Here is a 12,505-nt window from a genome sequence, read left to right as displayed (position 1 = left end):
AAATTTGAGATCACCTAGGGACGCTTTCGGTAAGTCGTTAGTAGAGGAGGGAGAGAAGAGGAAGGATTTAGTCGTCTTAACTGCCGACGTAGCCGATGCGACCAGAACCAAGTGGTTCGCTGAGAAGTTCCCTGATCGCTTCATCAACGTCGGCATATCGGAACAAGCAATGATCGGTATGAGCGCGGGGCTCTCGGCTGTGGGCTTCCTACCTCTCGCTAGCGCCTTCGCCATGTTCCTAATGAGAGCATGGGAGCAGATGAGGAACATGATATGCAGAGCGCACGTGAACGTAAAGGTCGTAGCCACTCATGCGGGCTTCTCTGATGCTGGGGATGGTTCTAGTCACCAGTGTTTAGAAGACGTAGCGTTGATGAGGACTTTACCGTGTATGACAGTAGTAGTTCCCGCGGACCCACTAGAGGTTTACAAGGCAACTAAGGCCATTCTCGATTACCCTACCCCCGTTTACATGAGGATAGGGAGAGACTACGGACCAACAATACACAAGGAGGATTATGAATTCGAGATAGGTAAGGCCGAGTGGTTAAGAGACGGTCACGATTACGTAATAGTCGGCAACGGCCCACTTCTATGGGACGCGCTCAAAGCCGCCGATCACTTGAGGGAAAACGGAATTAGCGTAGCGGTTATCAACATGCACACCGTAAAGCCATTGGACACTCAAACGTTAACGAAACTGTTCAACTTCAACGGTATAGTAACTATTGAGGAACACTCCGTAAGAGGCGGTTTAGGTTCAGCAGTGGCCGAGTTCTTGTTGCAACACTCAACTTCTACTTCGCCCCCACCTCCAATGGAAATAATGGGTGCAAGGGGATACGGCAGATCAGCTAGGGACGTGAGGCAACTCATAATAGCTCAGGGGTTGGATAGTACATCCATTATTAACGCCGTGAAAAGATTAGAAAGGAGGACGAAACTATGAGGCCCACTAATCCATACGAATACCTTAAGGTTAAGAGAAGAGAATTGGATAAAATAGATAGGGAAATACTAGAACTTCTAAAGAAAAGGATTGAAACCGTAAGCGAAATAACGAATATAAAGAAGAGCTTGAACTTACCGGTAGTCGATGAGGAGAGGGAGGAGGAAGTACTGAAAAGCAGAAGCATTTGGGCAGCTGAGATGGGCCTCGATTGGAGGTACGTTGAAGATATATATAACGTAATACTCACGATGTCCCGAAGCGTTCAATTATATGCAAATGAGAAATTGTACGTTGGTATATACGGTTACGGAGGTATGGCTAGAACCCTAGCGGCCCTCTTCTCTAGGGCCGGTCACAACGTGGTAATTACTGGAAGGAATATGGATAAGGCGAAGGAGTTGGCGGAAAGGCTCAAGGTAGACGTAAAGGAGCCTGAGGAAGTGGCCCGCGAAGTAGAGTGGTTAATACTAACCACCCCTCCAGAGGCCACCTTAGAGGTCGCGAGGAGCTTAACTAAGTACATGCGTTCAGGCAGTCTGTTGAGTGACATCCTCTCTATTAAGCTTGGAATAGTCGATAAGATCTTGGAAGAGCTTCCAGAGTATATAGAGTACGTAAGCCTACACCCCCTCTTCGGTCCCGACGTTAACCCAGTCGGCGAAACAATTGTGATCATTCCATTAAAGAGCTATGATTACTGGATAGGTAAACTGAACTCCGTGCTAACGGCCATGGGCTTAAGAGTTGTGATTAGTACCTTGGAGGAGCACGAAAAGGCCATGGCGATAACTCAAGTTCCCCATCACTTCGCCTTAATGACCCTTCAAGAAACCATGGAGAGGCTCTCTAGGGAGCTCGGGGTCAACTACAAGGACTACGTTACTCACTCATTAAAGAAAACGATGGAGGTGGTCGAGAGACTCAGCGAGTTAAGGGGAGTGATAGAGGAGATCCAAAGGAACAAGTACTCGAAGCTCTCTAGGAAGACGTTCATTGAGGTGGCTAAGGAACTCGATGAGAAGTTCAACCAACCCTCTTAAGCTTGCAAACGAAGAAGCCTTCGCTCCCATGGACGTGAGGCCATAGCCTCCTACACTTGCTTGCAAAAGGGAATTTCAAATTTAGGTATTCACTTATTCCCGGACTTCCCGCCTCACCGCTATCCGTTACCTCCACGTCCCCCCTCTTTTCTAGAATTGAAGCAATTACGGCCTCGTCTTCTTCCGGTGCTATTGAACAAGTACTGTAAACTACTTCGCCACCCACTTTTAGGGAATCAATTGCTCTATTTAATAGAAATACTTGAACTTTGTGCATAAGCAACAAATCGTCTATTCCCTTTGACCTCTTCCGACTCCGGTCTCTCCCTATTACCCCTTCACCAGTACATGGAGCGTCTAAGAGGACTTTCTCAAAGGGACCGTACTTCGATGCATTGGAAGCGTCGTCTATTATCACTTTCACGTTTAGAAGCCCCATCCTTTCAATGTTCGAAATGAGTGCTTTGGCCCTCTTAGGGTTCCTCTCGATAGACACCAAGTATCCACGTAAGCCCATCATGACGGATAACTGAACGGTCTTCCCTCCCGGTGCGGCTGCCATATCAGCTACCCTGTCTCTTCCCTTAGGATCAAGAACTATTGGAGGCAAGCAACTGGCCTTATCTAGTATATAAAACCAGCCAGCTAAGTGTTCCGGCGTTGATGAAAGGGAGTAAGGCTCCTTGGACGCTTCGAAGCAATACGGGCTCCAAGGCACTTTTTCAAACTTGAAACCCCTTTTCTCTAAGCGCTTTACCAGCTCGTTGCAACTTCCCTTTATTGGGTTACAGAAGATGGTATTGGGAGGTTCCTCCTCAAATGCTTTTAACAAGGGAACGGGGTTACCTAACATCTCCCTATATCTAGCTATCATATAAGGTAAGTAACCGTACCTCTTAGCTAGGACCTTATCCCTATTTGTAATCTTGAGCCTTTCCAGAGCCTCCTTAAGCTCTCTTAACATACCTATAGCCTCAAGACGCTACCAGCTTTAGTTCTAACCTTAGCCAGTTGTTTAGCGTAATTCCCGGAACAATGGATAGGGTGTATTTCCTTAGCGCCCAATTCCTTAAGCTTCGCTAAAGTTCTTTCTACTTCCTTCCTGGGTAACCCATAGAGGTGAAAACCTCCAATTACCACTTCCGGTCTCATTCCGATGTCCTCTATAACAGATTTGTAGATGTTGGTGACGCCGGGATGGCTGCATCCAACGAGTAGAGCTGAACGTTTCTCTCCAATGACTACCAATCCTTGTTCCCATATATCGAAATCCTTTAATGGTCTCGTAATGATGACGTTAGGCGCGAGTTTCGTTACTTTATCGTTCACCTCGCTCCTAGGTACCTCGGGAAATAAAGGATCGCTCGGGACTATTGCCTTTCCGTAATTCACTACGCTGATGCCTCCAACGTGATCCCAATGCCTGTGACTTAGAACCAAGTAGTCAACCGTTAGGTCTTTGCCTAGAACGGACGCGTTGTACTTCAATACCTTAGGATCAGGACCGGTATCCCATAGAACCTTTAAGTTACCTATCTCAACGAGGATTGAGAGACCCCATGCCTCTTTCAGCGGTTTCTCTGCTTCGTTATCTACTAAAACGGTCAAGGTCGCCATCGTTTTACCCTCTGTGGGAAACGTGGTGCCGCCGCGGGGATTTGAACCCCGGGCCACCGGGTTTCCCAGATCGGTTCTCTCCGGTGCCATATGGGCCCGGCGCTCTGCCCGGCTGAGCTACGGCGGCACCCGGTTTAGGTGGCAAGCATTGAAGATTATAAGTCATTCGCTAGGAAGGACCGTTCGCTAATTCATTGATAAAGCTGATCCGTTAAAGCAAGAGCGGTACCTAACGAAAATGACCGACCCAAACGTATTAGCAGTGGCAACGCTATTATTCGACGAGGAACTACTTGAGCGATTAGGTGCCAAGAATCCAAAGCTAGTTTTCATTAAGAAACGATCGCTAACGGACTCAGAGTTCAAAAGGCAGTTAGAAATAATGAGGGAATTGAAGGCCAACTGGGACAGAGAGTCGAAGAATTGGTACTTGAAACCGCAATTTCGCTTACCGGAAGCGGAGAACGTAATAGGACTCCTCGAAGAACTCTCCGAAATGGGCATAGGAATAGAGTATAGAGATGAGGAGTCTAGGTTCGAAGTAGTTCTAAATAGAGAATCTGTAGTTGACGCTTTAAGCTACATAGATATGTACATAGACGAACTTTCGAATGAGGTCCAAGGGGAGCTATGTTTCAAGTTGCGCAAACTCGATGGCGAGGACTTCAAGAAACTTGCGAAGTACATGAGATATGAGAATGGAAGGTTTTGCGTTGCTCCAGATAATCCCTTACCGAAGGAAGTGGTTGAAGTAATCTTCAGGAACGCTATGGAAACTAGGGCACTCGTTGCTGCCAAAGCTCTTGAAAAAGCGGTTGGTCAAGAAAGAAAGATAATATTCAAGGGAGATAAGGTTGTAGTCAAGCTTGATATTGAGGAAATACCGAAGTTCTTGAGCGAAATAGAACCGTTAGAGGAATGCGAAATAAGAAATCCGACTTTAGAGAAACTTAGGAGGGAACGCGGTCTCAGTTACTGTGAATACAAGTGGGTTCAAGTAGGAGACGAATTGGAACTAAGGGGCGTAACTAAGAGACTTTACGAAATAGATACGAGCGACGGCACTATCGAGACCTACAGAGGACTTCTGTCCAGAGTATTGAAAATTCTTGGAAAGGACTACGGAATTAGATACGCTCCTGAAGTTCCAGAGGAAACTAAACAAGAGTTCTTGAGAGACTATCAAAGGGAAGCCGTGAATTCAGCGCTTAAGCTGTTAAGGTTGCAAGGGGCAGCCACTATACAAGCAGCGACGGGTGCGGGAAAAACCGAGATGGCGGTCGCAGTAGCGAAGGAGTTACTTGAAAGGGGAGTTACAGGGAAGGTATTCTTCCTAAGTCTTAACAGAACCCTAAACATTCAAGCAGTTGAAAGGTTCAAAAAGTATGGACTCGAAGCCGGGTTAGTTGATTCGGAGAATTTCGATGTGGAAAAGCCTATCGTTGCTTGTACCGTTCAGACGCTCTATAAATCCCTAGAGAAGTTAGGTAAAGTTAGATCCATTAAGGAGAAAGAAGTAGCAGAGGAGATCTTGATCGACTGGGTTGAACTGGGCACTGAAAAAGCGTCGAAGTTAGTAAGCGAATACGAGAAGGCCGGACTAGTAATAGTGGACGAGGTGCAACACGTTCCAGCTAGAACGGTAAGCGAGGTCTTGAGTTATAATAAGAGCTCCCTTCGCTTGGGTCTCTCTGCCACTCCTTGGCGAGACGATGGAAGGGACGTGTTGATCTACGCTTTAGTTGGAGACGTCGCTGAAAGGAAGATTACGTCGAGTGAACTCATAGAAAAAGGCTACTTAGTTCCCGTAAAGATAATAATGTGGAGGAGACAGCTCGAGATACCGAAAGAGGCGTTATCGGAACTGCAAGGGCTCAGCGGGGCTAGGAAGTACGCTAAATTGAAAAACTATGTATTCTATAATGAGAAGAGGAACGAGGAAATAGCCGAAATAGCGCTCTCGGCACCCAAACCTGTTCTAGTGCTAACAAAAGAGATAAAGCACGCTAACGAAATATATAGCGCAATTAAGTCAAAGGGAATGAGCTCAATGGTACTAACTGGAAAGGAGAGCTCCGCCCAAAGGAGCACTGCGTTGAGATTGGTAAAAGAAGAGAAACTCGACGTTCTGATAGCCACCACTCTAGCAGACGAAGGCCTGGACATACCTCCGTTGAGGACATTAATATTGGCTGCCGGCGGCAGGTCTCAAACCCGAACGTTGCAGAGAATAGGAAGAGTGACCAGACCTTATCCCGGAAAGAAGAAGGGGTTAGTGGTAGACGTTTGGGACATAGACCACGACTTAGGGGGAATATTCTATAGGCAAGGGTTAGCCAGATTGGAACTTTACAAATTGGAACCTAAGTGGGAAATAGTCCAAGTAAGGAAACTAAGGGAGGTTAAGAGGGAGTTAGCCAAGGAAAACTTGAAGGGCGGAGGCCTAGGCGAACTCGCGCCAAATTAACTATTTATAACTTTAAAGTGAGGGCAAGGCTGGGTACGTGAGAATGAGCACCGCTCATAAGCTCTTAGCGGACGCCTTGGGATCAATCGTACTGATAAAGCTAAGGTCTGGAGTCGTTAGAGGTAAGTTAAGGACCTTTGATATGCACTTAAACATAGTACTAGAAGACGCCGAGGAGGTTAAGGAGAACGGAAGTAAGCCTTTAGGTAAAATTCTAATTAGAGGAGATAGCGTAGTATTTGTATCTCCTGTACTCAACGGCTAAGGTGGTGAGTAGAAGTGAAGGGTACGCCTTCGTTCGGTAAAATGAACAAAAACAAGACCCATATAAGATGTAGAAGATGTGGAAGACATTCATTCAACGTAAGTAAGGGCTACTGCGTTGCTTGCGGTTACGGTAGGTCTAAGAGAATGAGAAGGTACAGTTGGCAGAACAAGAAATCTTGGACTAGGCAGAGGCTTAGGTAAACGGTTTTTTTGCCTTCCACAGTGCCAAGCTCATAGGGATAAGAAAATGGACTATAAACCTAAACCAATCAAGGGCACAACTACCGTTGGTATAAGGACTTCAAACGCAGTAATTCTAGCGGCAGATAAGAGGGCTACTGCTGGAAACATGATTGTACACAAGAACGTGGTAAAAATAATAAAGATTTCCGATTACATGGCCTTAACTACGGCCGGCCTAGTTGCAGACGCTCAGATGTTAGCCGAAGTACTGAGGAACGAAGTAAAGAGATATGAGTTAAGCGTCGGAAAAAGGATGAGCGTAAGGGCAGCTGCCACCTTCCTTTCCAACATATTGTTTGGAGCGTCTAGGTATTACCCATACATAGTTCAGTTCCTATTAGGAGGTTACGACACGGCACCGAGACTCTTCAGTTTGGATTGGTTCGGAACAGTTGCAGAAGAGAAGTTCCTCGTAACGGGCTCGGGATCGCCTATGGCAGTAGGCGTCTTAGAAGCTGAATATAGAGAAGACATGGAGGTAGAGGAAGCTGTTAAGTTAGCTCTCAAGGCAGTCTACGCCGCTACCCAGAGAGACACTGCTTCGGGAGAAGGCATAGACGTGGCTATAATTACCGAAGGCGGCATAAAGTTTGAGAGACATACCCTAGATGAGGTAAAGGGTCTAACCTTCAAAATAGCTTGAATTAAAACTCGTTATACTCGGTAAGGAGGATAAGGAAAAATATAGTCCTCTGGTTCTTTTTCACGGGATAATTGCTTTGAAGAAAACGGTCTTCGTAATTTCGGCACTGATATTTGCCTCCGTCGCTATGCAACTTCCAACTATAAACGCACCTAACGCTATAATCTGCGAGATTTCCAAGGATTACCCGAAGCCGTTCGTAGCAGTACCTCTAACCCTAGAGAACGCTGCTACCATGAAGGTTGTGGTCGATGCTTGCGGTATAACTTCCGAGGAATACTACGTACCCTTGAATCACGTCTCAACCTTAATTAAACTAGAGATACCACTGAAGGAACTCAACTACACATTCCCATGTAATGCCTTGAAGATAGAACTTAGGAACGCGGCCAATAAGACGGTCAGTACATTTAACGTGGCTTTGAACGTCCAAACGAATGAGTTAAGTGTTCCTATAGAGAAATGCTCCTTCGTAACTAATTCGACCACAGTTAGACTCAGTTTCGAGAATAACCTCAGGGACGTTCTAGAGAACCTATATGCATCCATAGGCAAATTACTGCTAACATTTAACGTTAAGACTTCCGACTATCCCAAGTTATTTACCATAGTAGTAAAGAACGGCGAAATCGCTGGAATTAGTCCGAAGCAAATTGCCTTCCCGTTAAGCAAGCGCGTTTACGACATTAACGTAACTAAAGGGAACGTAACGGTGAAACTATACTGGGTCACGAAAGACGTAGACAGCGCCGTAATACTTCTCTCGAAGGACCTTTCTGGAGCAGCGCTTTTCCTTAACGTAAGTCTAACTGACCCCGATAAGGACGGCTTGAACGCTTTCGACGAAGTCAAAATATATGGCACTAACCCGCTCAGCAACGATACTGATAAGGACGGTCTAACTGATTACCAAGAAGTCAAGGTTTACCACACCAATCCACTCATGAAGGACAGCGACGAGGACGGTCTAACGGACTACGAGGAGATAAAGGTCTACGGAACCAACCCCTTAAGTAAGGACACGGACGGGGATGGGCTAAGCGATTACAACGAATTGATCGTCTTCGGCACGAGCCCGTTGAAGAAGGACACGGATGGAGACGGTCTAAGCGATTACGAGGAAGTAAAGGTTTACCACACGAGTCCCATAAACCCAGATACCGATAGCGATGGTCTAACTGACTACGAAGAGCTCTTCGTCTATCATACCAATCCCTTGAGCCAAGACACGGACGGAGACGGATTGAGCGATTACCAAGAAGTTAAAGCGTTCGGGACAAACCCCCTAACGCCTGATTCGGACGGAGATGGGCTAAGCGATTTCGATGAAGTTTTCGTTTATAAGACAAATCCCCTGAGTCCAGATACTGACGGCGACGGCATCGGTGATTACGTAGAAGTATCAGTATACCATACATCGCCCATTCTTAACGATACCGATAGCGATGGTCTAACTGACTACGAAGAGATATTCAAATACGGCACTAACCCGCTCGACCCCGATACCGATGGCGACGGACTAACGGACTTCCAAGAGGCCAAGGTTTACCACACTGATCCACTGAACCCAGATACTGACGGAGATAAGCTTACTGATTATCAAGAAGTAATGGTTTACCATACCAGTCCGTCCTTGGCAGATACTGATGGAGATAAAATAACTGACTACGATGAAATAGTGAAGTACCATACTAATCCATTGAAGAAGGATACAGATGGGGACAACATTACTGATTACGACGAGATATTCATATATGAAACCAACCCATTGAAGAACGACACTGACGGTGAGGGATTAACTGACTACGAAGAGCTCTTCGTTTACTTCACTAGCCCATTACAGAAGGACACTGACGGTGATGGTCTAACCGACTATCAAGAAGTTAAGGTTTACCATACTGATCCGCTAAAGCAAGACACGGATGGAGACGAACTAACTGATTACCAAGAGGCAGTCATATATGGAACGAACCCCTTGAAGAACGACTCCGACGGAGATAAACTCTCTGATTATCAAGAAGTTAAGGTATACCACACCGATCCATTGAAGAACGATACAGATGGCGATGAATTGACTGACTACTACGAACTGGCTATATCGCATACTAATCCATTGAGACCAGATACCGACGGTGATGGTCTAACTGATTACCAAGAAGTCAAGGTATATCACACTGACCCATTGAAGAAGGACACTGACGAAGACGGTTTAACTGACTACGAGGAGATAGTTAGGTATCACACAGATCCTCTAGTTAAAGATAGCGATAAGGATAACTTGACCGACTATCAGGAAGTAGTGGAATATCATACTAACCCGCTCAGCAACGATACTGATAAGGACGGTCTAACCGACTACCAAGAAGTCAAGGTATATCACACGAGCCCGTTGAGGCCTGATACTGACGGAGATGGCGTATTTGATAACGTGGACGTAGCGCCACTCGGTAACTTAGAGCTGATAGTTAAGGTTGAACTTCAACAGATATTTAACATTCCACCGGAGTTCCTAGATAACCTCTACGCAGATATAGAACTTCCTGGACACGTGGTGGAGACCAAGATAAAGAACTCGGTAATGGTAGTCTACGACCTAGATGATGAGAAACCTTATGCTGTAGTGAACGTGAAGCTGTTGTTAAAAGTGAACGGTGACGTTCAAGTGGTAGACGTGAACCCTGCTCTAGGCTATAGAGATATAAAGTTCGTATTGAAGCCTAAGGTTGTTGATGGAAAGGTCGTAGCACTAAACGTCTACTTACAGAAATACGATGGAGGAGAATTAAAGAACGAGTTAATTGGATCAATGGAGCTACCGTTAATAAGGAACGTTGGAAGTACTACTCAAATCAACTTGGGTGAGAGCTTGTTCGCTGGTAACGTGGCACCGTTCGAACCCGGAGCTTACACTGCCTCAATAAGCGTTTCTATGTCTCTTATGATTTCCCCATTGAAGTAGTAAATTTGAGTGTTTTTTAACATAATCTCTTATTTGAACTGAAACTTATTTGCTCGTTAAGGGCTTACCTTATGGTTATAGAAATGGTGAAAGTCGCAGTTATAAAAGGCGATGGAATAGGTCCGGAAGTAGTTGGAGCTACCTTACTAGTATTGAAAAAGTTAATTGAAAAATATTCGCTTAATATAGAATTCATTGAAGTCGAGGCCGGCGATAGGGCTAAGGAGAAATACGGGGAAGCGCTTCCTAAGGAAAGCTACGAGAAAATACTCCAGAGCGACGCAATACTTAAAGGTCCAGTAGGCGAAACTGCGGCCGACGTTATCGTTAGATTGAGGAGGGAGCTCGATCTATACTCTAACATAAGGCCCGCCAAAACTTTACCCGGAGTGCCAGCTCTTAAAGAGAATATAGACATTATAATAGTACGAGAAAACATAGAAGACTTATATATTGGTGCAGAGAACTTCCTTCCTCAAACTTCCCTAGGACAGAAAGTAGCGGTAGGCTTGAGGCTAACTAGCGAAAGAGAAGTTCGTAGAATTTCCAAGGTAGCAGCCGAATACGCTAAAAGGAGGTCTAATAAGGTAACTATAATACACAAGGCCAACGTTATGAGGAAAACGTGTGGTTTGTTCAGGGAAGTGGCTAGGGAAGTCTTGGAGAAGGAAGGCGTCGAGGTAGACGAGATGTACGTGGACGCGGCAGCAATGGAATTAGTTAGGAACCCCCACAGGTTCGACGTAATGCTCACGCCTAACGTATTTGGTGATATATTGTCCGACTTAGCAGCCCAAGTAGTCGGAAGCTTGGGCCTATCTCCTTCGGCTAACGTAGGAGACGAAAGAGCCTTGTTCGAACCGGTCCACGGAGCGGCCTTCGATATAGCTGGAAAGAACTTAGCTAACCCTATAGCGACTATGTTGGCTGCCTCCATGATGTTAGAGTGGTTGGAAGCGAAGAAGGGATTGAGGAACGGTTCCAAAGCCTCGAGAGATCTCGTTAGGGCCATTGAAGAGACCCTTAAGGAAGGCCTCAAGACCAGGGACTTGGGCGGTAACTTGGGGACCAAGGAGTTTGCCGAAGAAGTGGTCAAAAGAATTTAGACGTTCTTTTTAATCTCTTCAGCCCTAGCCTCCTTTTCTTCCAATTCCCTTAGAGATTCCTCTACTATCTTCCGGAACTCCTCTTCAGTAACCCTCATTCCCTTGTCGCCGTACTCCTTGACTTTCTTTAACACAACTAGGACGAGGTCCGGATGGGTTGGGTACCCTAAGGTCTTCAGCGCATGCTCGACGCCGTGTCTTCCACTGTGCTTACCTAGAACTATCCTCCTCTTCTGGCCGACCATTTCAGGTCTTATTGGCTCGTAGGTGAACGGGTTGTTTATTACGCCGTGAACGTGGATCCCGGATTCGTGAGCGAAAGCGTTAGCGCCCACGATAGGCTTGTTCGGAGGTATCGGTATACCCGATAGCTTCGAAACCAACAGGCTAGTTTCGTAAAGGAGCTCTGTTTTAACTCCAGTTCGTACGTTCAGTAGAAATTCGAGCGCGGCTACGACCTCCTCTAACGCGGCGTTACCTGCCCTTTCGCCTATTCCGTTGACAGTTACGTGAGCTTGTTGAGCGCCAGCTTCGATACCGCTTATGCTGTTGGCCACCGCGAGACCGAAGTCGTTGTGACAATGGACGCTAACTATTCTCCCCTTAGCTGCGGGTAATATGTATCTTATTAGGTACTTCATCCTGGTAGGAGTCATAACGCCTACTGTATCTGGTATGTCTACTCTGTCCGCCCCGGCATCCACAACGCTTTCTACCATAGTATAGAGGTATTTCAGATCGGCTCTGGTAGCGTCCTCGGGACTAAATTCGACCACTACACCATGTTCCTTGGCGTACTCTACTGCTTCTATCGCGGCTCGAAGGGCTTCCTCCCTCGTCATTCTTAACTTATACTTTAAGTGAATGTCTGACGCTGCAATGAAGACGTGAATTGCGTCAACGTTGGCGTCTAGTGCCTTGTCTATATCTCTCTTATTCGATCTAGCCAGGCCTACTATTTCAACGCCTAGGCCCTCGTTAGCTATTGCCTTAACGGCTTCCAGCTCGCCGGGAGAGGAGGCCGGGAAGCCAGCCTCTATGCTGGCTACCCCTAACTTGGCTAATTGCCTAGCAATCATTAGCTTCTGTTCCTTCGTGAAGCTTATACCGGCCGTTTGCTCGCCATCCCTTAGAGTAGTATCGAAGATCCTGACTCTCTCGGGTAGGGATTCTACTTCGTCATATAACTTGTTCTCAACAATAAGCACCAC

The 12,505-nt window shown here is 46.2% G+C and carries 11 protein-coding genes and 1 tRNA gene; 8 read left to right on the top strand and 4 right to left on the bottom strand.

What is annotated here, in order from left to right; translation table 11 throughout:
• Positions 1-4 precede the first annotated feature (4 nt).
• Positions 5-949: a transketolase family protein gene (locus EYM_RS06215; protein ID WP_236943409.1), complete on the top strand. Its 945-nt coding sequence runs from the start codon at positions 5-7 to the stop codon at positions 947-949.
• Positions 946-1,992, top strand: a complete 1,047-nt coding sequence (locus EYM_RS06210; protein ID WP_075050188.1) for a prephenate dehydrogenase/arogenate dehydrogenase family protein — start codon at positions 946-948, stop codon at positions 1,990-1,992. Before EYM_RS06215 ends, EYM_RS06210 begins: the two co-directional genes overlap by 4 nt.
• Here EYM_RS06210 and EYM_RS06205 read toward each other — a convergent pair.
• The 3 genes from EYM_RS06205 to EYM_RS06195 all read right to left on the bottom strand — a co-directional run bounded on the left by EYM_RS06205 (position 1,976) and on the right by EYM_RS06195 (position 3,736).
• The gene (locus tag EYM_RS06205) at positions 1,976-2,956 is read right to left on the bottom strand and encodes an RsmB/NOP family class I SAM-dependent RNA methyltransferase (RefSeq protein ID WP_075050186.1); all 981 of its coding nucleotides are present in this window, start codon (positions 2,954-2,956) and stop codon (positions 1,976-1,978) included. The two genes, EYM_RS06210 and EYM_RS06205, sit on opposite strands and share 17 nt — an antisense overlap.
• 2 nt (positions 2,957-2,958) lie before the next feature.
• On the bottom strand, positions 2,959-3,609 hold the full coding sequence (locus EYM_RS06200) for an MBL fold metallo-hydrolase (protein ID WP_075050185.1): 651 nt from the start codon (positions 3,607-3,609) through the stop codon (positions 2,959-2,961).
• 23 nt (positions 3,610-3,632) lie between these two features.
• Positions 3,633-3,736 (bottom strand) — tRNA-Met (locus tag EYM_RS06195).
• Positions 3,737-3,847: 111 nt separating this feature from the next.
• On the opposite strand from EYM_RS06195, the gene EYM_RS06190 reads away from it, so the two are divergent.
• From EYM_RS06190 to EYM_RS06165, 6 genes are all read left to right on the top strand, one after another.
• Complete coding sequence (locus tag EYM_RS06190) at positions 3,848-6,076, top strand: DEAD/DEAH box helicase (RefSeq protein WP_075050183.1); 2,229 nt, start codon at positions 3,848-3,850, stop codon at positions 6,074-6,076.
• Between the two features lie 43 nt (positions 6,077-6,119).
• Positions 6,120-6,341, top strand: coding sequence for an LSm family protein (locus EYM_RS06185; RefSeq protein WP_075050182.1), 222 nt, complete (start codon positions 6,120-6,122; stop codon positions 6,339-6,341).
• Positions 6,342-6,355: 14 nt separating this feature from the next.
• Complete coding sequence (locus EYM_RS06180; protein WP_075050181.1) at positions 6,356-6,544, top strand: 50S ribosomal protein L37e; 189 nt, start codon at positions 6,356-6,358, stop codon at positions 6,542-6,544.
• A gap of 46 nt (positions 6,545-6,590) precedes the next feature.
• Complete coding sequence (gene psmB, locus EYM_RS06175) at positions 6,591-7,229, top strand: archaeal proteasome endopeptidase complex subunit beta (RefSeq protein ID WP_075050179.1); 639 nt, start codon at positions 6,591-6,593, stop codon at positions 7,227-7,229.
• Positions 7,230-7,305: 76 nt separating this feature from the next.
• The gene (locus EYM_RS06170; RefSeq protein WP_075050178.1) at positions 7,306-10,188 is read left to right on the top strand and encodes a binary toxin-like calcium binding domain-containing protein; all 2,883 of its coding nucleotides are present in this window, start codon (positions 7,306-7,308) and stop codon (positions 10,186-10,188) included.
• Between the two features lie 71 nt (positions 10,189-10,259).
• Positions 10,260-11,294 carry an isocitrate/isopropylmalate dehydrogenase family protein gene (locus EYM_RS06165; RefSeq protein ID WP_269465087.1) on the top strand — a complete coding sequence of 345 codons (1,035 nt, stop codon included), beginning with the start codon at positions 10,260-10,262 and terminating at the stop codon, positions 11,292-11,294.
• Here the strand turns inward: EYM_RS06165 and EYM_RS06160 are convergent.
• Positions 11,291-12,502: an isopropylmalate synthase gene (locus EYM_RS06160; protein WP_075050176.1), complete on the bottom strand. Its 1,212-nt coding sequence runs from the start codon at positions 12,500-12,502 to the stop codon at positions 11,291-11,293. The two genes, EYM_RS06165 and EYM_RS06160, sit on opposite strands and share 4 nt — an antisense overlap.
• Positions 12,503-12,505: the final 3 nt, after the last annotated feature.

The sequence above is a fragment of the Ignicoccus islandicus DSM 13165 genome, from assembly GCF_001481685.1.
GTDB classification, from domain to species: Archaea; Thermoproteota; Thermoprotei_A; order Sulfolobales; family Ignicoccaceae; genus Ignicoccus; species Ignicoccus islandicus.
Note: the sequence above shows the minus strand (reverse complement) of the source record. Positions and strands in the feature narration are given on the sequence as shown.

Coding starts and splice junctions, on each gene's coding strand:
- EYM_RS06205 (WP_075050186.1), bottom strand. CDS start 2,956: ATGTTAAGAGAGCTTAAGGAGGCTCTGGAAAGGCTCAAGATTACAAAT.
- EYM_RS06185 (WP_075050182.1), top strand. CDS start 6,120: ATGAGCACCGCTCATAAGCTCTTAGCGGACGCCTTGGGATCAATCGTA.
- EYM_RS06165 (WP_269465087.1), top strand. CDS start 10,260: ATGGTTATAGAAATGGTGAAAGTCGCAGTTATAAAAGGCGATGGAATA.
- EYM_RS06210 (WP_075050188.1), top strand. CDS start 946: ATGAGGCCCACTAATCCATACGAATACCTTAAGGTTAAGAGAAGAGAA.
- EYM_RS06200 (WP_075050185.1), bottom strand. CDS start 3,609: ATGGCGACCTTGACCGTTTTAGTAGATAACGAAGCAGAGAAACCGCTG.
- EYM_RS06190 (WP_075050183.1), top strand. CDS start 3,848: ATGACCGACCCAAACGTATTAGCAGTGGCAACGCTATTATTCGACGAG.
- psmB (WP_075050179.1), top strand. CDS start 6,591: ATGGACTATAAACCTAAACCAATCAAGGGCACAACTACCGTTGGTATA.